Here is an 18475-nt window from a genome sequence, read left to right as displayed (position 1 = left end):
CAGCCATCCATCGAAACGGTCAAGGGTTCCCCGGTCGCAGCGAGGACACCAAATCCAAAAATTTCCGCATTGTGGAATGATAGTCCGCTATGCAGATAATGCTCTAGGGTCACCGCATGACCGACACCCCAGCCCTCGTCGTCGACCTCGACATCGTGGAAGCCAACATCGCCGAGATGGCCGCCGTGGCCGAGCGGCACGCCGTACGGCTGCGCCCGCACGCCAAGGCCCACAAGATGCCCGATCTCGCCCGGCTCCAGCTCGACGCGGGAGCGGCCGGGATCACCTGCGCCAAGCTCGGTGAGGCCGAGGTGATGGCCGACGCGGGTTTCGACGACATCCTGCTCGCCTATCCCGTGGTGGGGCCGCTCAAGCTGGACCGGTTGCGCGCCCTGCGGGAGCGGGCCAGGGTAAGGGTCAGCCTCGATTCGGTCGAGGTGGCCGAGGGGCTCTCGGCGCTCGGCGGCATCGAGGTCCTGGTCGAGGTCGACACCGGGCTCGGCCGGCTTGGGCGCCCACCCGGCGAACCGACCGCGCGGCTGGTGAGGGACATCGCCCGGATACCGGGCATCGAAGTCGTGGGACTGCTGACCCACGCGGGCCATTCCTACCGGGCCGCCGACCCCCGCGCGGCGGCCGTGCACGAGGTCTCCTCCCTCGTGGAGACCGCCGGCCTCTGCCGGGACCTGGGCCTGCGGGAGATCAGCGTCGGCTCGACGCCGACGGCCAGGCACGCCGCGGCCGTACCCGGCGTGACCGAGATCCGGCCGGGGGCATACGTCTTCAACGACGGGATGACGATCCGCGCGGGCGCGGCGACCGAGGACACCGTGGCCGCGCGCGTGGTCACGACCGTGGTGGCGCGGCCCGCGCCGGACCGGTTCGTGGTCGACGCGGGGTCGAAGACCCTGGGTGCCGGTGAGGGCACAGCCGTCGCCGGGCGGCCGGACCTGACACTCGCCTTCCTCAGCGACGAACACGGCGTCTGGTACGGCGAGGGCCCCCAGATCGGTGACCGGCTGGAGCTGATCCCGTTCCACATCTGTCCCGTGGTCAACCTGTTCGACGTGGCCGCCGGGACGCGCGGCGGCGAGGTCGTCCAAGAGCTGCCGATCGCCGCTCGCGGCAGGGTGGCATGACCACCAGCTAAAATGCCCCAATGCGCGATCTTGGCGAAGACCCGCGACCGGCCCGTGGCGCGGTCCGGGAAGTCTACGGCGTGGACCGGGCGGCGACCCTCGACTACTCCCCCGACCTGGACGGTCTCGCCGATCCCGGTGAGATCGTCTGGGCCTGGGTCCCCTACGAGGAGGACCCGGGCCGAGGCAAGGACCGGCCGCTGCTGGTCGTCGGTCGTCACGGGCGAAGACTGCTCGCGATGATGCTGTCCAGCCACGGCGACGACGATCCCAGCGAGTGGCTGGAGCTCGGCTCCGGTCTCTGGGATCGGGACAACCGGGTCTCCCGTCTTCGCCTGGACCGGATCTTCGAGCTCGGCGAGGACGACATCCGGCGTGAGGGGGCGATCCTGGACCGCGACCGGTTCGCCCGCGTCGCCGCCGTCCTGAGAAGGATCCACGGCTGGGCCGCCGACGGCTCGTGAGCCGTCGGCGGGCAGTCAGCCCTGTTCGCCGCGTCCGCCGCGAGCATCCGGCCACCGGGCTACGAAGAGGTCCAGCGCGCGGCGCTGCCGCGCTTCGTCGGTGAGCACCGCCGCGAGAACGGCCCGGTCCACGTACGGGTGGACGGCGGCCATGACCAGACGCTGAAGCTCGGTCGGATCGAGGGCCTCGACCTCCCACTGCACCGGGTCGTCGACGTTGAGGCCGTACCGCGCGGCGAAGCGGGGCCAGCGGGGATCGTCACGGTTGCCCTCCGCCGCCGGCAACTCGTAGGCAAGGATCTGCGCGTAGGTGAGCATGACCCGCTCAATGTGGGCCCAGTGCCCCGTACGGGTCACCCAGTCCCGCTCCATGTCGGCCGCCGAGCAGTTGAGATCACCCACATAGAGCAGCACCGGCGGTCGCGGGTCGGTGCTCGTGCGGTTCCGGACGACGTCGGCGGAGCGCTGACCGGCGAACCCGCGCACCATCAGCACGGGGATGCCGAAGTCGGCCAGCCAGTCGGCGAACATCAGCCGGAGCGTGTCCTTTTCCGCCGCCACGTACACGGCGTGCTCCTGGCCGCGGGTGCGGTCCAGGCGGAACCAGTCCGGGGCGTCGGCCAGGAAGGCTCCCGCGTCGGGCCAGGTCCGGGGCACCTGCGTCCTGGGCAGGGTGTCGACCAGGCCGGGGAAGCGATCCTCTCGCCAGGCCTGGGTCAGCCGTGCGGACAGCCCGCGGTACGTCGCGAGGGTGTTCGGGATCAACCCTGCGGCGACCAGGCGATAGTGGACCTGCCGCAGGGTGACGTCACCGTCGTACCCGACGACGATCTCGCGGGCCCGATCCACGACATCGGGCCAGTGGATCCAACACCCCATGGGGTACATGTACCCATCCGGGGCACCCGCTCCTCCCTCATGGGGACACCGGTGGCGTGGCCTCCCGAGGGGACACCGCTCGCAAACCCGTTGGAAAACGGCCGGGCAGGCCAGCATGCTGGAGTTCCATGGACGGCAGACGACTCATCCGGGTGTCCAAATACCTCTCCAAGCACCTGCGTCACCAGCCCGAGCGCATCGGGCTGACCCTCGACCCGCAGGGCTGGGCGGAGATCGGCGCCCTGCTGGAGGCCGCCGGGCGGCACGGCTTCGCCATCACCCGCGACGAACTCGCGCAGGTGGTCGCCGGCAACGACAAGCAGCGCTTCACCGTCGACGGCGACCGGATCCGCGCCAACCAGGGACACTCCATCGCCGTCGATCTGGACCTCCCGGTGGTGGAGCCGCCCGAGGTCCTCTTCCACGGCACGGTGGGCGCCTACCTCACGGCCATCCGGGAGGAGGGGCTGCGGCCGATGAGCCGGCACGCCGTCCATCTGTCCCCCGACCGCGAGACGGCGACCCGCGTCGGCGCGCGACGCGGCAGGGCGGTCGTGCTGGTGGTGCGCTCAGGGGACATGCATCGGGCGGGCCACGAGTTCCGGCTCAGCGCCAACGGCGTCTGGCTCGCCGACCATGTCCCGGCCGCCTACATATCCTTCCCCGGCTGACCGCCCGGGCGGACGCCGTTCCGGGCCGTCACCGGCGGCGCGGACGTTCAGGACAGCAGCCGGTAGAAGCGCCAGAACCCGAAGTCGCTGATCGGCAGGATCTCGATGTCGCGGAAGCCTGCCTCGACGGCGTAGCCGCGCAGCACATCGGGGCGCATCACGGTGCCGGTGCCCGCGGAAGGCTGATGGGACATGCCGTCGGGCAGGCAGATGAGCAGGCTGAAGCCGTACAGCAGCCGCTCGGTGTCGTCGGCGGGTGCGGTGAAGGACTCACCGGTGGCCTCGTCCATGATGACGGCCATCCCGCCGGGCCTGAGCGCCCGCCGGATCGCGACCAGTGTGTCGACCGGCTGGGACATGTCGTGGATGCACTCGAAGGCGAAGATCGCGTCGTAGTCCCCGGCGAGGGCGTGCGCGTCACCGTGGTGGAAGGCCACGTCGACTCCGGCCTCCCCGGCGTTGCGTACGGCCAGCTCGATCGAAGGCTCGTCGATGTCGACTCCCTCGACGGACGCCTGCGGATAGGCCCTGGCCAGGGCGATGGTGGACCAGCCGCCTCCGCATCCGACGTCGGCGACGCGGGCACCGGGCCGGCGCAGCACCGCGTCGAGGTCGGGCACCCCGGCAAGGGCCTCCGGGAGCGCGTACTCGAACCAGGGGCGGTTCATCTCGGCCTGGGACTCTCGCACGTCCGTCCCGAACGTCGCCCAGCTGACGCCGCCGCCGTCGCGGTAGGCCCGCACCAGCGCGGGCATCTGTGCGGCGGCTCCGGCGATCATCCGGGCCAGCGGCGCGAGGTAGGCGAGGCTGGACTCGTCGGTCAGCACCTCCGCCGCGCCCTCCGGGAGGGCGAAGCGGCCGTCCTTCCCGGCGGTCAGGATGCCGTAGGCGGCCTGCTGCTCCAGCCACTCCCGGGCGTATCGCTCGTGACCGCCGGCGCGGGCGGTCAGCTCGGCGGCGGTGGCCGGACCGTGCTCGGCCAGCCCTCGATACCAGCCCAGCCGGTCGCCCAGATGGATCGAGAGCACCTCCACGGCGCCCAGCGTGGAGCGCAACAGGCGGTCGGCGAAGTCCTCCGCCGTCTGCGTGATCGATGCCTGCGGCGTCTGTGTCGTCATCGCGTCTCCGTTCCGTCGCCGGTCTCCGGCACCGGCGGCACGAAAGTCGGCCACTCCCTGGCTGCGCTGTCACATGATCAAAACCATCCAAAAGGATCGGTGAGGGCTACGGAGTAATAAGGTTTACGACCTATGTTCAGGAACGTAAAGAGTCGTGACCTTAAACCCGTTCTGCGGCTTCTTGTCCTCAGTACTTCAGTATCTCTCCTGGTCAGCGGCAGTTCCGTGCTGGACGGTCGCCTCGCACCGGTTCCGGACATATCCGCACCACCCGCCGTGGCCCTGCCCGAGGTCTCGGTGACGCCCACCCCGCCGCCCGAACCGTCGGCGTCGCCCCAGGACCGGAGACCCGAGCGGGAGTTCCTCCTCGCCAACGGGCGGCGGCAGCCGCTGAAGGTGGCGGTTCCGGCGTCGGCCAACGGCCGCTACGCCGTCGTCGCCGGCGAGTCCCCGCCTCCCGCAGGCCGCAGGGGAAAGGTGATCCGGTATCTGGTCGAGGTCGAGCGCGGCCTGCCGTTCGACGCGCGCGAGTTCGCCGACGAGGTGCACCGGATCCTCAACGACCGGCGCAGCTGGGGGTTCCGGTTCAAACGGGTGGGACGCGGCCCGGTGAAGATCAGGGTGTCGCTGTCCAGTCCCGCGATGACGGACCGGCGATGCCGTCCGATGATCACCTTCGGCGCGCTGTCCTGCTGGAACCGCGGGCGCGCGGTCATCAACGCGATGCGCTGGAACGCGGGCACGCGAGGCTACGGGCGCGACGTCGCCTCCTACCGCGAGTACGTCATCAACCACGAGGTCGGCCACGGCCTCGGGCACGACCACAGGCCGTGCCCGGGACCGGGCAGGCGGGCTCCCGTGATGCTCCAGCAGACCAAGTCGCTGTACGGCTGCCGCCCCAACCCCTGGCCGTCACCCCGGCGATGAGGTGTCCGCCCCCGGGTGCCTGAGCTGCCGCTTCACCGGTCCTTCACGGCTGCCGGCGGCGAGTACAGCGATCGTGCAGCGGCCCGGTCAAGACTGTTCTCCGGTCCCCGCCGCAGGGAGAGGGCATGACAGAGGTTCTCAACGCTCGTTCGGCACCGGCCGGATACCACCGCGCACCGGCCTCTCCCGTCCTCGTCCTGGGAGAGAAGTGGATACCGCGCGAGGAGAGATGCGTGGCCTCCGCCCGCCGGTTCGTGCGTGACGCCGCCGCCGACTGGAACACGGCGCAGGAGGTTCCGGAGATCGCCGAGCTCCTGGTGTCCGAACTCGTCACCAACGCGCTCACCCACGGGGCGGCGGCCGTCCCCACGGCTAGCACCATCCACGTCACGGTCAGCCGTGAGGGGAAGTTGATGGCCGTGGACGTCCACGATTCCTGTACGGCCCCGCCACGGCTGAGGAGAACGGGCTACCTGGAGTCGTCGGGCAGAGGACTCCAGCTGGTCCGCGACCTCTCACACGACTGGGGCTGGACGCGCAAACCCCACGGCAAGTCGGTCTGGTTCCAGCTGGTGGCCTGGCCGTGACATCGGGCGTCCGGCTCGGCGTCCCGATCGATCAGCGGACCCCGGCGCGGGCCGCGCCGTTCACCGCAACGCCAGGTCGACGGCGTGTTCGACGTGGATGCGGGTGGAGTCGAACACGGGGACGCCGCTGTCCTGGGGGCCGATGAGAAGGGTGATCTCGGTACAGCCCAGGATGACCCCCTGGGCGCCGCGATCGGCCAGATCGGCGATGATCCGCCGGTAGGCCTCGCGGGAGGAGTCCTCGACCCGGCCTTGGGTGAGTTCCCGGTAGATGACGTCGTGCACGAGCGTGCGGCCGGGCTCGTCGGGCACCAGGATCTCCAGCCCGTGCCCGAGCATCCGGGATCGGTAGAAGTCCATCTCCATGGTGAAGCGGGTGCCCAGCAGCCCCACGGTCGTGAGGCCGGCGCGAGTGATCCGTTCCGCCGTCGCGTCGACGATGTGGACGAAGGGAACACCGATCGCCGCCTCGACGGTCTCGGCGACCCGGTGCATGGTGTTGGTGCAGAGCAAGACCATCTCCGCGCCGCCCTGTTCGAGGGTCTTGGCCGCCTGGGCGAGCCGCCGCCCGGCGGCCTCCCAGTCTCCCGCGCGCTGCATGGCCTCGATCTCGGCGAAGTCCAGGGTCAGCAGCAGGCTCCGGGCGCAGTGATGTCCGCCCAGCCGCCTGCGGGTCTCCTCGTTGAGCAACCGGTAGTACTCGGCGGAGGATTCCCAGCTCATGCCGCCGATCAGGCCAATGGTCCGTGTCATGGCTTCATGGTGGCTCATGGGTGAAGCTCATAGGTAGGCCTGTGTTTCTTGGACAGACCCCAAGCAATACTTATGGCATGGACGCCCACCGCCTGCTCATCTTCCGGCAGATCGCGCATTCCGGTTCGATCGCGGGGGCGGCCCGCTCGCTCGGGTGGACGCAGCCGGCGGTCAGCCAGCATCTGCGCCATCTGGAGCGCCAGGTCGGGATGGCGCTCGTGCTGCGCCGCCCGCGCGGAATCCAGCTCACCGAAGCGGGAGCGCTCCTGCTAGGTCACGCCGACGCCATCGCCACGCGGCTGCATGCCGCCGGCGACGACCTCAACGCGCTGGCCCAGCTGCGGGAGGGCACCGTCCGGCTCGCCGCGTTCCCCTCCGCCAGCGCCGCACTCGTTCCCGCCGCCATCAGCCTGCTGGCCCAGCGCCATCCCGGCATGGACGTACGGCTTCGCGAGGCGGAGCCTCCCGAAGCGCTGAGCCTTCTCGCCGCCGGCGAGGTGGATCTGGCCATGACGTTCACCCACGCGGGAGAGCATCCGGCCGACCATCCCGGGCTGGTGCGGACCGTGCTGGGAGAGGATCCGGTGCGGCTGGTCCTGCCTCCCTCCCACCCGCAGGCGCACGCCACATCACCCGGCCGGCCGGTGGACCTGCGGCTGCTGTCAGAGGACCGGTGGATCGCGGGTTGTGAACGATGCACCGCGAACCTGCTCCAGGCCTGCCAGGGCGCCGGCTTCGCCCCGGACATCCGTCACAGCACCGACGACTACGTGGTCACCCAGGCGCTGATCGCCCGTGACCTGGGGATCGGGCTGCTCCCGCAGCTCGCCCTCGACGCCTTCCGGAATCCCGGCGTCACCGTTCGCGCGGCGGCGGGGCTTCGTCCCCGGGCCCTGCACCTGATCCATCATCGCGAGGCCGATCACATCCCCGCGGTCCGCAGCGCCGTACGTGCCATCCACGACACGGCCTCTCCCCCGCCACCGGGCTCGTCGTGAGTCACGGTCTCCGGACGTCGCCTCACGACGGTCCCGGCGGCGAGGTTCGGGGTCCCCGTGCCGCGACGATCTGCTCGCAAGCGGCTTGACGATCAGTCCTGGCCGAGCCAGAGGTCGGGGCCGAACACCTCGTAGTGGATGTTCGAGGCGTGCGTGCCCCGCCGGAGAAGACCCGTGCGGACGTTCCGCATGAACGGCAGCGGCCCGCACAGGTAGGCGACCGTTCCCTCCGGCAGGTCGATGCCGGTCAGATCGACCTGGCCGATTCCGGGAGCGGGCTCGCAGGAGCAGTCGCCCACCTCCTCGTACCACCGGTGCAGGGTGGCACCGGGCAATGCCCGGACCAGCCGCTCGAGTTCCTCGCGGTGGGCGTGGTCGGCCGGGGAACGATCGGCGTGGATGACGGTCACCTGACGGGTGGAGCCCGTGGCGGCGAGGTGGCCGATCATCGAGAGCATCGGGGTGATGCCGATTCCGGCCGAGGCGAGCAGCAGAGGGGTGTCGCCCTCGGGCAGGGTGAGATCGCCGAAGGGCGCGGAGACGGTGAGCGTGTCGCCGACCTCGATGTTCGCGTGCAGCCAGTTGGACACCTCCCCCTCGGGGGTGGCGCCCCCGCGCACCCGCTTGACCGTGATCCGCCATTCGTCGTGTCCGGGGGCGCACGACAGGCTGTACTGGCGGATCTGCCGGGCACCGTCGGGCAGGGTGACCGCGACGCTGATGTACTGGCCGGGCTTGAAGGACAGCGGGATCTGGGGCCGGAGGGTGAAGGAGAGCGCGTCGGGCGTCTCGCGCCGCTTCCCGACCACCCTCATCCGCAGCCAGCCCTCCCCCGACTCACGGTAGAGGTCGGCCTCCAGGGCGATCAGCGCGTTGGCCATCAGCCAGTAGACCTCGTCCCATGCCTCGGCCACCGCGGGGGTGACGGCGTCGCCGAGCACCTCGGCGATGGCGGCGAACAGGTATTTGTGAACTATGTGGTACTGGTCTGCGGTGACCCCGAGCGAGGCGTGCTTGTGCGCGATCCGGGCGAGCATGGCGTCGGGCCGGTCATCGGGGTGGTTCACCAGGATGGTGGCGAAGACGGCGATCGATCCGGCGAGGGCCTTGCGCTGCTCACCGCTGGCCTGGTGGCCCCGGTTGAACAGATCCCTCAGCAGTTCGGGGTTGTCGGCGAACATCGACCGGTAGAAGGTCGAAGCGATCTCTTCGATGGCGCCGCCGACAACCGGCAGGGTGTCGCGGACGATCGCGGCCGACTCCGGGGAGAGCATTGACTATTCTCCAAACTGGTAATTGATCTTCTTGTTTGCCGGCAAGCAGAACAGGCCCGGGGGCGGGTCTCGGCCACTCCTGGACGCCGAGGCGGATGATCATCTCTCCTCAGGTCTGCCCCTATCTGACCGCTTTGCGACACTTCCCCGCAGTGGCCGAAAGACCCGGGCATGAGGGACCTACGGCCTCTGTATCCGCGTCCCGCTCGGCAGTGGGATGGAGATGCGACACGGCGACGCCCGGCCGGGGTGCGGCCGGCCCGCCGATACCGGGCGTGCCCGGCAGACTGGAACGGAGCGTGGGTGACACGCACCGCGGGAAAGGGGTGAAGCCATGCTGGTCCGGGAGGTCATGACCAGCCCGGTCATCACGATCCGCCGGACGGATCCGGTACGGCGGGCCGTCCGGGCGCTGCATGCGGCCGACATCACCACCGCGCCCGTCCTGGATGAGGCGGGCCGCCTGGCCGGCATCGTCAGCGAGATGGACCTGCTGCGCGGGGAGTTCCAGCGCGACCCCCGGGCCAGTGCCCGCGCGGTGCTCGGCCATGGCGGCCGTGTGCCGCTACGGGTCGAGGAGGTCATGACGCCCGAGGTGGTGACGGTGACCGAGACGACCGACGTGGTGACGCTGATCGATCTGATGGTGTGCAAGCGGATCAAAAGCGTGCCCGTCGTCAGGGACGGCCGCGTGGTCGGCATGGTGAGCCGGCGCGACCTGCTGACCATGCTCGCCAGGCCGGACGAGGAACTGCGCACCGACGTGATCTCCGCGCTGAGCGAGCAGTACCCCGGCGGCCCGAGCTGGGACGTGGTCGTCCGCGACGGGGTGGCGGAGCTGCGCGGCCACTACGGCGAGCACGCCGACCAGATCGCCGATCTGCTCGCCCGCACCGTCCCCGGCATCATCCGGGTCCGGCACCTGGACGGATGAGGCCGCGGACAAGGCCACCCCGCCGCGGCCCGCACGCTCTTCCCTCCGTGAAGGCCGGGGAGGGCGCGCGGGCGCGGAGCGAACTGTCGTCCCAGGTGAGAACCTTCGGCCCCGCGCCGCCACATGAGGGCTATCTCCGTTTCGGGACCAATGGCGGGCATGTGGAGGTCTTGAGGCTCTGGGAACGATCCATCGGAGCCTCCAGAGTGACTCGCGTACCTCTCACCCCCACCGAACGGAGCCCCTCGCGATGCCCTCCTCCCACCGGCGTCACGTCGTCGCCCTCGACGGTTCTCCCAACTCCATCGCCGCGCTTCACCGAGGAGTGGCGGAGACGGTCTCGTCCGGGGCGGAGCTGGTCGTCGTGCACGCCGTTCCGGAGACGGCGGCCGGCGACCAGGTTCACCGGGTCGCGGGCGAGGCGATGATGAGCACGCTCGTCGAGGTCGCCCTTCGGCGGCAACCGGCCGTGGCCGCCAGCACGGTGATCGTTCATGGCGACCCCGCCGACGCGATCATCGATCACGCCGAGAAGGCGGACCTGCTGCTGATCGGAGCCGCGTTCGAGCGTCCGCCCTTCGACGGCTCGACGATCGCGGCGGTCCTGCGCGGCTGCCACTGCCCCGTCCTGGTCTGCTCGTCCCCGGACCTGCCTGGCCGCATGTCATGGACGGTCCGGCTGCCCGCCCGCACCCTGGCCTGCCGTCGATAGCGCGACTCGGTGCCACCCGAGAAAACACGACCGAGCCGGTGCCCGCGCACCGCGACGTGGCTGGGAACCAAGCCGGTGAAGGGACGCGGGCCCAGGCTTCAGCCGCGGGCCGTCTGCCCGTCGCCGAGCGGCCGGACGAGACGGCGCCGGAACACCCAGTACGTCCAGCCCTGGTAGGCGAGCACCACGGGCGTGAAGAGGGCCGCGACCCAGGTCATCACCGTGAGCGTGTACGGGGTGGAGGCGGCGTTGTCCACGGTGAGGCTGTTGGCCGGGTCGAGCGCGGGCATCACGTTGGGCCACAGGCCGGCGAACAGGGTGACGGTGACCGCGACGATGGCCACCGTGTTGGCCGCGAACGCCCAGCCGTCACGCCCGCGCAGTGTCGCGACCAGGGCGCCCGCGATCGCCGCGGCGGCCACCGCCACGGCGGCCCAGGTGACGGGCTTGCCCACCATCAGCTGGGTCGTCACAAGAAAGAAGCCGCCGACGACCAGCGCGGCCGGGCCGAGCGTGCGAACCAGCCGCGCGGCGCGCTCCCGCAGCTCCCCCTCGGTCTTCAGCTGGACGAAGAGCGCGCCGTGCAGGGTGAAGAGCGTGAGCGCGGCCAGGCCGCCCAGCAGGGCGTAAGGGTTGAGCAAGGTGAGCAGCGAGCCGGTGTATTCGTGGTCCGCGTCCAGCGGGACCCCGCGCACGATGTTGGCGAAGGCCACGCCCCACAGGAAGGCCGGGCCGAGCGATCCCCAGAAGAAGGCGCGGTCCCAGCCGCGCGAGCTGTCGCTCTTGTTGCGGTACTCCAGAGCGACGCCGCGCACGATGAGAGCCAGCAGGATGAGGAACAGCGGCAGGTAGAAGCCGGAGAACAGGGTCGCGTACCACTCGGGGAAGGCGGCGAAGGTCGCGCCGCCGGCCACGAGCAGCCAGACCTCGTTGCCGTCCCACACCGGCCCGATGGTCTGGACGAGGGTGCGCCGGTCGAGCTCGTCCCGGCCCAGCAGCGGGAGCAGGATGCCCACGCCGAAGTCGAAGCCCTCCAGCACGAAATAACCGGTCCACAACACGGCGATCAGCAGAAACCAGACTGTGGTCAGCTCCACAGCTACTCCTTCGGTAAGACAGGGCGAGAACGTCAGTAGGCCAGGGCCGGAGCGGTGTCGGCGGGGTGGTCGGGCTCGCCCTCGGCGTCGGGGCCGATCCGGATGAACTTCAGCAGCAGCCGGATCTCGATGACCGCGAGCGCGGCGTAGACCAGGGTGAAACCGGCCAGGGTGATGGCGACCTCGGTGATGTCCACGCCGGGTGAGACCGCGGCGGCGGTGCGCATGATCCCGAAGACGGTCCACGGCTGGCGGCCCATCTCGGTGAAGATCCACCCCAGGGAGTTGGCCAGGAACGGCAGGCCGATACCCGCGATCGCCAGCCGGTAGAACCACGGGTTCCGCGGCAGCCGTCCGCGCCGGGTCGCCCAGAGGGCGGCGAGCGCGAGCAGCGCGGCCAGCGCCCCGAAGCCGATCATCAGGCGGAAGGACCAGTAGGCGATGCCCACGACGGGCTTGTAGTCGCCCGGACCGTAAGTGGCCTCGTAGCGGGCTTGGATGTCGTTGATGCCCTCGACGCGGCCGTCCAGCGTATTGGTCGACAGCAGGCTCAGGCCGTACGGGATCTGCAGGTTGATGTGGTTGCGGCCGTTCTCGACGTCACCGACGGCGAACACGGAGAAGCCGGCGGAGGTCTCGTCCTCCCACAGCGCCTCGGCGGCGGCCATCTTCATCGGCTGCTGCTCGGTCATGATCTGTGCCTGCCAGTGGCCGGACAGGGCGACTCCGACGGAGGCGACCAGGGTGACGGCCATCGCCGTGCGGGCGGCGATCCGGAACAGCTCGACGTCCTTCTTGCGCGCCAGCTGCCAGGCGCTCACTCCGAGGACGAACGCGCCGGCGGTGACGAACGCACCGAAGATCACGTGCGGGAACGTCACCAGGGTGGTGGAGTTGGTGAGCACCGCCCAGATGTCGGTCAGCTCGGCCCGGCCGGTGATGGGGTTGAGCCGGTATCCGACCGGGTGCTGCATCCAGGAGTTGGCCGCCAGGATGAAGTAGGCGGAGATGTTCGTGCCGATCGCGGCCAGCCAGATGGCCGCCAGGTGGAGCTTGGGTGACAGCTTGTCCCAGCCGAAGATCCACAGCCCGAGGAAGGTGGACTCCAGGAAGAAGGCCATCAGCCCCTCCATGGCCAGCGGGGCGCCGAAGACGTCGCCGACGAAGCGCGAGTAGTCGCTCCAGTTCATCCCGAACTGGAACTCCTGCACGATGCCGGTGACGACGCCCATCGCGAAGTTGATCAGAAAAAGCTTGCCCCAGAATTTGGTCAGCCGCAGGTAGTCGGGCTTCCTGGTGCGGTACCAGGCCGTCTGGAATCCGGCGACGATGATCGACAGACCGATCGTCAGCGGCACGAAGAGAAAGTGGTAGACGGTCGTTATACCGAACTGCCAGCGAGACAGGTCCAAGACGTCCATGGGCGCTCCAAGTCAACAAGGGTCCCCCAAGGGTCCTTGGGACGGGCGGACCCGCCGTAGGGTCGGCGGACCCGGCTTGGAGGGACCTTGGTCCTATCGCGCGGGCCGAACCGGCCGCCGGACGTCCCGGCGACGGCGGCCTCCCGGAGCCTTCGCACGGTACGGCGGCGCCTGGCCGCCCGCGCGGCCCATGAGGCCTACTTCGCCCTCGGGTGGTTGCTCCACCTGGGCTTGCGGAACAGGTCGCGACGTTCCAGGAGATAGGCGAGTTTCGAGGCCATGACCCGGACCATGTCCTCGTGCCGGTGCCGCTTCTCGGGGACGGCGCCGCTCCAGCGTTCGAGCAGGCGGGCCATCTCGTCGGCGACCTCGCCGATCATCCGGTAGCGGGTGCTGAAGGCGTAGAGGTCCCCGTGCACCTCGTCCACCAGGTCCTCGTCGACCCGCCGGGTCAGCGGCCGGATCTTCTTGAGGATGTCGGCGTCCATCGCCCCGGTGACCGGCGCGCGCCGGACGTCGTCGTCGGGCACCATGATGAGCGCCCGGATCCGCGTGACGGCCAGGGTCCGCTCGGGCTGCGGGGTCGCGGGATGTTCGGCCAGGTCCAGAAGCCTGCGGAGAGTCTCCCGTGTCTTGTCGTCGAACATGGAAGCCCGCTCCGCCCTTCGCTCATGCCGTACAAATGCGACCACATGCTATTCGACCATGCGACGCCCGGTTTGCGGTCTCACCGGCCGTGAGCGCGTGCCAAGGGGAACCCGGCTTGATTAATTAGGTTAGGCAAAGCTAATTTACTCGTGACCATGTTCCCGAGCGAAGGCGCCACGATGACAGCCGGAAGTCCGCAGACACTGGAGCGCATCCGCGAGGTCCCGGCCTATCGCGTCTTTCACGTCCGAGTCCTGCGGAAGCTGCGGCTCAGCCCGAACTTCGTCCGGATCACCTTCGGTGGCGAGGATCTGCTGGACTTCGCCGACAACGGGTTCGACCAGCGGATCAAGATGATGTTCCCCCTGCCCGGCGGAGGTTTCACCCCCGTCGGCGACGGAGCCGACTGGTACCAGCGGTGGCGGGCGCTGCCGGCCGAGCTGCGGAACCCGATCCGCACCTACACCGTGCGCGCCGTACGGCCGGAGCGGCACGAACTCGACGTCGACTTCGTGCTCCACGGCGAGACCGGCCCCGCCTCCCGGTGGGCGACCCATGCCGTGCCCGGTGACCCGGTCATAGTCGTCGGCCCCAACGCGATCCACCCCGGGCCCGTCGGCGGCCAGGAATGGGCCCCACCGGCCGGGGCGACGAACCTGCTGCTGGCCGGTGACGAGACCGCCGTCCCCGCCGTCGCCGCCATCGCCGAGAGCCTCTCCGGCGACGCGCGGGCCAGGGTCCTGCTGGAGGTCCCCGAGACCGCCGACGTTCTCGCCCTGGACGTCCGGCCGGGTGTGGAGATCACCTGGTTGCCCCGGAAGGGGGCCCGTCACGGCGAGCTGCTCGTCCCCGCCGTACGAGACGCTCTCGGCGAGCTCGTCGTGCCCGATGCCGGCGCGGACGCCTCTCTGGAGGACATCGACGTCGACGCGGAGATCCTGTGGGAGGTCCCTCAGGCCACGGGCCGTGACGGCCTCTACGCCTGGCTGGCCGGCGAGGCCGGCGTGATCAGGTCGCTCCGCCGCCACCTCGTGCAGGACGCCGGGATCGACCGCTCGTCGGTGGCGTTCATGGGCTACTGGCGGCTGGGGCGCGCGGAGACCGGCTGAACACGGGCCGCGCGGCGGGCCGGCGCCGTCTCGCGGACCTGGGGGGATCCGCCCGGCCGCCCGCGCCGATACGTTGTACCCGTGCTGAGCAGTAACCGCCTGCGGGTGTTTCTGGAGGTCTTCAGGACGGGAAGCATCGCGGCAGCCGCGCGCACCCTGCGCCTGTCGCCGTCCGCCGTGTCCCACCAGCTGTCCAAGCTGGAGGAGGAGGCCGGCGTGGGCCTGGTCGAACGGGGTGCGCAGAGCCTTCGGCTGACCCCGGCCGGGCGGCGGCTCGCCACCCGGGCGCAGGAGGTGCTCGACATCATCGAGGCCGCGGAGAAGGACCTGCTGGCGCAGGCCAGGGCCGATGCCGGACAGCTCCGGATCGGGTTCTTCGCCTCCGCCGGATACCGGCTGCTGCCGTTGGCGCTGTCGGGCTTCACCGCCCGCCATCCCGCCGTGGAACTCGATCTGGTGCTCGGCCAGCCCCACGAGCTCCTTCCCGACCTGGAGCGTGGCGCGCTCGACGTCCTGGTGGTCTTCGAGCACGCGCTCGACCCGTGGAAGCCGCCGGAGGGGGTCGAGATCACCCACCTGTTCGACGAGCCGCAGCTGCTGGTGGTGCCGCCGGGCCATCCAGCGGCGCAACGGCAGCGGGTACGGCTCGCCGACCTGGCCGACGAGCCGTGGATCACCACCTACGGCACCGGCACCCCGGTCTCGGTGCTGGAGCGGGCCAGCGCGCTGGAAGGGTTCAGCCCCATGATCCGCTGCCGCAGCGACCACTACGAGGTCACACTGGGACTGGTCCGGGCCGGGCTCGGGGTGGCGCTGGTGCCCAGCCTCGGCGCGCGGGGCGCGCCGGGCATCCAGGTGTGCCGGTTGGACGGGCCCCGGCTCTATCGCAGGATCGGCGCCGCCACCCGCCCGACCAACCCCAACCCGGCGCTGCGCTCCTTCATCGGCTACCTGCGTGACGCCTCGGCCCAGCTGCTCAACGCCCTGCGCTGAGCATCCCTCCGGCGCCTGACCGCACGGGTGCCGCCGGGCGCCGCCCGTCAGGGCGCGGGCGGCGAGTCCGTGAGACGGCCGATGGCCAGGCCCGCCTGGCGGACGCGCTCCACCAGGGCGTGTTCGGACCCCGCGGGACCGTTGGCCAGCACGGCGTAGCCGATCCGGCGCCCGGCACCGATCATCACGCCCACGTCGGCCCGCACGCCGACGTCGGTGCCGGTCTTGTTGGCCACCCAGACCGTCCCGGGAGGGACGACGCCGGGGACCTCGCGGTCCTCCGGTTCGTGCGGCAGCAGGGCGGGGACCAGGCTCCGGTCGGTGTTGCAGGCCATCCAGCCCAGCAGGAGTCGGGTCCATTCCCGCCTGCCGTCGAGCCCGGCGGCGAACCGGGCGAGCTCACCCGCCGTACCCATGGCGAAGGCGGGCGGATGTGACGGCAGCCGCGGCTCACGGATTCGATCGAGGATCCGCGTCCGCACGAAGCCGAGCTCGGCGGCGCCCTCGGCCACCCGGTCCAGGCCGATCCGGCGCAGCAGCGCGTTCGTCGCGGTGTTGTCACTCACCGACGCGGTGAGGACGGCGAGGTCCTCGATCGGCCAGCGGCGGCCGGACAGGGCTCCGAGGAGCCCGGAACCACCGCAGCGGTCGTCGTCCCGAAGTTCCACGACCTCGGCGGGATCGAGTCTCCCCTCGGCGATCCCCCGGGCCGCCTCGGCGAGCAGCAGCAGCTTGCCGGTGCTCGCCAGGGTCAGCTCGACGTCGTCGTCGAGGGAGATCAGCCCCGGCACGGACACGGCCACCGTGCACGAGCCGCCGTCACGCGGCGCGTCGGTCTCTGTCATCGTCTCATCCTCCCCCAGCCGGCCGCCCACCCGAAGCGCACCCGTCCCGAGCCCGCCTCCTTCCAGGACCGCTTCCTTCGAAGGCCGCGATCGCGGCCGATCCCGGAGTTCTCGCTCATACCGACAGCACCGTCCCCGGCCGGGCCCCAGTCTCGGCTCCGTCACGGACCACGGTCTCCCCCGCGACGATCACCGAGTGAACGCCGGCCGGCGGGACGAGCGGGGCGGTGAAGGTGGCGCCGTCGGCGACCGCGGCGGGGTCGAAGACCACCAGGTCGGCATGGGCGCCGTCGCTGATCACGCCGCGCCCCGCCAGCCCGAACCTGGCCGCGGCCATGCCGGTCATCTTGTGCACCGCGGTCTCCAGACTGAGCAGTCCCAGTTCCCTGACGTAATGCCCGAGCACGCGCGGGAACGTCCCCGCCCAGCGCGGGTGGGGACGGCCGCCTGGCTTGGGCACGCCGTCGGAGCCGATCATCGAGTACGGCGCGGCCAGCACGCGCCGCACATCGTCCTCGACCATGGAGTGGCTGATGATCGTGACCTCGCCCTGTTCGGCGATGAGCAGGGCTGCCGCCGTGTCGAGGGGGTCCTCGCCGCGGATCGCGGCCAGCTCGGCGATCGTGTGCCCTTCCGTCTCGGGGTGGCGTGGCGCGCAGGCGACCGAGATGCGGTCCCATCCGCCGTTGCCGACGGTGTTCTCCCAGCCGGGGACGCCTTCGGCGATGGCCAGGCGCATCCGGTCACGCTGGCCGGGGTCGGCCAGCCGTGCCGTCAGCGCGGAGAGGCCGCCGTCGGAGGCCCAGGGCGGGAGCATCGCCGCCAGCGCCGTGCTTCCGGCCGTGTAGGGGTAGACGTCGCAGGTCACATCCATGCCTTCGGCGCGCAGGGCGGCGATCCTCGGCAGAGTGCGCTCGGTGCGTCCCCAGGCATGCTTGCCGGCGGTTTTATGGTGGGACAGGTGCAGCGGGGCGCCGCTCCTGAGCGCGATTTCCACGGCCTCCTCCAACGCCTCCTCCACGCGGGACATCTCGTCGCGCAGGTGGGTGACATAGGGCTTGCCGTGCCTGGCCGCGACGGCTGCCAGCGCGACCACCTCGTCCGTGTCCGCGTAGGTGCCGGGGGCGTAGATCAGGCCGGTCGAGAGCCCCGCCGCACCCGCCGACAGCGCCTTGTCGAGCAGCGCGCACATGGTCTCCAGCTCGCCGGGGGTGGCGGGCCGGTCGACGGGACCGACCACTCCGGCGCGCAGCGTGCCGTGCCCGGCCAGGGAGGCGAGATGGTTGGCCCGGGGAACGGCCGCGTGCGCGGCCGCGAACTCGGCGAAGCCCTCATACATCCCGACGTCACCGCCGAAGGAGATCCGGGTCTCCGCGCGCATCGCGGCCAGCCGCTCCGGCAGCGCGGGAAACAGACTGGAGCCGCAGTTGCCGCAGATCTCGGTGGTCACCCCCTGCAGGACGGAGGCGCGGACCAGCTCGCGGTCCGCGCCCAGGTCGAGCAGGGCGACGCCGTCGGAGTGGGTGTGCACGTCGATGAACCCGGGGGCGAGGATGAGACCGGTCATGTCCCGGGTCTCGCGCGAGGCGGCCGGGCTTCCCGGGGGGAGCAGGGTGAGGCGACCGGCGAGGACGCCGATGTCGGCGTGGCGGGCGGCGTCGGGCGCCGCCGTACCGTCGATCACCAGGCCGCCCCGCAGCAGCAGGTCGAAGCCGGTCACCGGGGTCTCACCGGGATGCCGCGGCGCGCTTCGGATGGGAGGGGAACGGCGTTCATCGGAAGTCCGCCGGCTCCTTTCGCTGTGGCGGGCTTGCCCGCGGTGACGGCCGGGCCGTTGGCGTGCCGGACCGTCCCAGGGCGTGGGACGGCGGCGCGAAGATCCCTCCGGCCGCCGGACGGGAGTGTG

General features: G+C 70.9%; 19 protein-coding genes. 10 read left to right on the top strand and 9 right to left on the bottom strand.

The window, feature by feature from the left end:
- Positions 1 to 116: 116 nt before the first annotated feature.
- Positions 117 to 1139: an alanine racemase gene (locus ACFY2X_RS06905; RefSeq protein WP_389933445.1), complete on the top strand. Its 1023-nt coding sequence runs from the start codon at positions 117 to 119 to the stop codon at positions 1137 to 1139.
- A gap of 20 nt (positions 1140 to 1159) precedes the next feature.
- Complete coding sequence (locus ACFY2X_RS06900; protein WP_389933442.1) at positions 1160 to 1603, top strand: type II toxin-antitoxin system PemK/MazF family toxin; 444 nt, start codon at positions 1160 to 1162, stop codon at positions 1601 to 1603.
- A 15-nt stretch (positions 1604 to 1618) separates the two neighbouring features.
- On the opposite strand, the gene ACFY2X_RS06895 is transcribed toward ACFY2X_RS06900, so the two are convergent.
- Positions 1619 to 2482, bottom strand: coding sequence for a hypothetical protein (locus ACFY2X_RS06895; RefSeq protein ID WP_389933440.1), 864 nt, complete (start codon positions 2480 to 2482; stop codon positions 1619 to 1621).
- A gap of 128 nt (positions 2483 to 2610) precedes the next feature.
- Between ACFY2X_RS06895 and ACFY2X_RS06890 the strand changes: the two genes are divergently transcribed.
- A complete protein-coding gene (locus tag ACFY2X_RS06890) occupies positions 2611 to 3153 on the top strand; it encodes an RNA 2'-phosphotransferase (RefSeq protein ID WP_389933437.1) in 543 nt (180 codons plus the stop codon).
- Positions 3154 to 3200: 47 nt separating this feature from the next.
- Here the strand turns inward: ACFY2X_RS06890 and ACFY2X_RS06885 are convergent, their stop codons facing one another.
- Positions 3201 to 4271, bottom strand: a complete 1071-nt coding sequence (locus ACFY2X_RS06885; RefSeq protein ID WP_389933434.1) for a class I SAM-dependent methyltransferase — start codon at positions 4269 to 4271, stop codon at positions 3201 to 3203.
- 225 nt (positions 4272 to 4496) lie between these two features.
- Between ACFY2X_RS06885 and ACFY2X_RS06880 the strand changes: the two genes are divergently transcribed.
- A complete protein-coding gene (locus tag ACFY2X_RS06880; protein ID WP_389933431.1) occupies positions 4497 to 5198 on the top strand; it encodes a DUF3152 domain-containing protein in 702 nt (233 codons plus the stop codon).
- Positions 5199 to 5323: 125 nt separating this feature from the next.
- The gene (locus tag ACFY2X_RS06875; RefSeq protein WP_389933428.1) at positions 5324 to 5785 is read left to right on the top strand and encodes an ATP-binding protein; all 462 of its coding nucleotides are present in this window, start codon (positions 5324 to 5326) and stop codon (positions 5783 to 5785) included.
- 60 nt (positions 5786 to 5845) lie between these two features.
- On the opposite strand, the gene ACFY2X_RS06870 is transcribed toward ACFY2X_RS06875, so the two are convergent.
- Positions 5846 to 6538, bottom strand: coding sequence for an aspartate/glutamate racemase family protein (locus tag ACFY2X_RS06870; RefSeq protein ID WP_389933424.1), 693 nt, complete (start codon positions 6536 to 6538; stop codon positions 5846 to 5848).
- 77 nt (positions 6539 to 6615) lie between these two features.
- On the opposite strand from ACFY2X_RS06870, the gene ACFY2X_RS06865 reads away from it, so the two are divergent.
- Entirely contained in the window at positions 6616 to 7536 is a 921-nt protein-coding gene (locus tag ACFY2X_RS06865) for a LysR family transcriptional regulator (protein ID WP_389933421.1), read from the top strand.
- Between the two features lie 92 nt (positions 7537 to 7628).
- Here the strand turns inward: ACFY2X_RS06865 and ACFY2X_RS06860 are convergent, their stop codons facing one another.
- Positions 7629 to 8810: a globin domain-containing protein gene (locus ACFY2X_RS06860; protein ID WP_389933418.1), complete on the bottom strand. Its 1182-nt coding sequence runs from the start codon at positions 8808 to 8810 to the stop codon at positions 7629 to 7631.
- Between the two features lie 334 nt (positions 8811 to 9144).
- Between ACFY2X_RS06860 and ACFY2X_RS06855 the strand changes: the two genes are divergently transcribed.
- Together ACFY2X_RS06855 and ACFY2X_RS06850 are read left to right on the top strand one after the other, a co-directional pair.
- A complete protein-coding gene (locus tag ACFY2X_RS06855; RefSeq protein WP_389933416.1) occupies positions 9145 to 9744 on the top strand; it encodes an HPP family protein in 600 nt (199 codons plus the stop codon).
- A gap of 250 nt (positions 9745 to 9994) precedes the next feature.
- Positions 9995 to 10456: a universal stress protein gene (locus ACFY2X_RS06850; RefSeq protein WP_389933414.1), complete on the top strand. Its 462-nt coding sequence runs from the start codon at positions 9995 to 9997 to the stop codon at positions 10454 to 10456.
- 98 nt (positions 10457 to 10554) lie between these two features.
- On the opposite strand, the gene cydB is transcribed toward ACFY2X_RS06850, so the two are convergent.
- The 3 genes from cydB to ACFY2X_RS06835 all read right to left on the bottom strand — a co-directional run bounded on the left by cydB (position 10555) and on the right by ACFY2X_RS06835 (position 13621).
- Positions 10555 to 11553, bottom strand: a complete 999-nt coding sequence (gene cydB, locus ACFY2X_RS06845; RefSeq protein ID WP_389933411.1) for a cytochrome d ubiquinol oxidase subunit II — start codon at positions 11551 to 11553, stop codon at positions 10555 to 10557.
- A 32-nt stretch (positions 11554 to 11585) separates the two neighbouring features.
- Positions 11586 to 12974, bottom strand: coding sequence for a cytochrome ubiquinol oxidase subunit I (locus tag ACFY2X_RS06840; protein ID WP_389933408.1), 1389 nt, complete (start codon positions 12972 to 12974; stop codon positions 11586 to 11588).
- Between the two features lie 197 nt (positions 12975 to 13171).
- Positions 13172 to 13621, bottom strand: coding sequence for a hypothetical protein (locus ACFY2X_RS06835; RefSeq protein WP_389933405.1), 450 nt, complete (start codon positions 13619 to 13621; stop codon positions 13172 to 13174).
- 180 nt (positions 13622 to 13801) lie between these two features.
- Between ACFY2X_RS06835 and ACFY2X_RS06830 the strand changes: the two genes are divergently transcribed.
- Entirely contained in the window at positions 13802 to 14731 is a 930-nt protein-coding gene (locus ACFY2X_RS06830; RefSeq protein ID WP_389933402.1) for a siderophore-interacting protein, read from the top strand.
- An 81-nt stretch (positions 14732 to 14812) separates the two neighbouring features.
- Positions 14813 to 15724 (top strand): LysR family transcriptional regulator, encoded by a 912-nt coding sequence (locus tag ACFY2X_RS06825; RefSeq protein WP_389933399.1) that lies wholly within the window; start codon positions 14813 to 14815, stop codon positions 15722 to 15724.
- 47 nt (positions 15725 to 15771) lie between these two features.
- On the opposite strand, the gene ACFY2X_RS06820 is transcribed toward ACFY2X_RS06825, so the two are convergent.
- Together ACFY2X_RS06820 and ACFY2X_RS06815 are read right to left on the bottom strand one after the other, a co-directional pair.
- On the bottom strand, positions 15772 to 16569 hold the full coding sequence (locus tag ACFY2X_RS06820) for a serine hydrolase (RefSeq protein WP_389933396.1): 798 nt from the start codon (positions 16567 to 16569) through the stop codon (positions 15772 to 15774).
- 115 nt (positions 16570 to 16684) lie between these two features.
- Positions 16685 to 18289: an amidohydrolase family protein gene (locus ACFY2X_RS06815; RefSeq protein WP_389933392.1), complete on the bottom strand. Its 1605-nt coding sequence runs from the start codon at positions 18287 to 18289 to the stop codon at positions 16685 to 16687.
- Positions 18290 to 18475 lie beyond the last annotated feature (186 nt).

The sequence above is a fragment of the Streptosporangium sp. NPDC000396 genome (assembly GCF_042898655.1).
In the GTDB taxonomy this organism is placed as follows: domain Bacteria; phylum Actinomycetota; class Actinomycetes; order Streptosporangiales; family Streptosporangiaceae; genus Streptosporangium.
The sequence above is the reverse complement of the archived record's forward strand: the minus strand, read 5'-3'. Positions and strand labels throughout refer to the sequence as shown.